Here is a 423-nt window from a genome sequence, read left to right as displayed (position 1 = left end):
GGTTCGCCCGGGACGGCTCACCGTCGCCCCGCCCCGGCCGTTCCCGCCTCGGCGACGCTGCCGGCACCCGGCGCGTCCGCGGCGTCCGCGTCCGCGGCATCGGCGTCGTGGATCCGCTCGGCGAGCAGCCGCAACGCCTCGGTCACCGCCGTCGAGCGGACGTGGTCCCGGCCGCCGTCCAGGTCGAGCTGGCGCACCTCACCGCCGTCCGGGCCGGCGACCGCGACGTAGACCAGACCGACCGGCTTGCCGTCCTGCGGCTCGGGACCGGCGACCCCGGTGGTGGCGAGCCCCCAGTCCGCCCCGCAGCGCTGCCGGCCACCCTCGGCGAGCGCCGCCGCCACGTCCGGGTCCACGGGCCCCCGCTCGGCCAGCAGCTCAGCCGGTACGCCGGCCAGCTCGGCCTTCAGCTCGGTGGCGTAG

At 79.2% G+C, this 423-nt stretch carries 1 protein-coding gene; it reads right to left on the bottom strand.

Going from position 1 to position 423, the window contains the following annotated elements; genetic code table 11:
• Positions 1 to 17 precede the first annotated feature (17 nt).
• Positions 18 to 423, bottom strand: a 406-nt coding sequence (locus EAD89_RS00055; RefSeq protein ID WP_147458716.1) for a CinA family protein, incomplete at its 5' end; no start/stop codon positions are given.

The organism is Micromonospora sp. BL4, from assembly GCF_003667505.1.
Classification (GTDB): domain Bacteria; phylum Actinomycetota; class Actinomycetes; order Mycobacteriales; family Micromonosporaceae; genus Micromonospora.
This window is presented reverse-complemented; position numbering and strand designations above follow the sequence as displayed.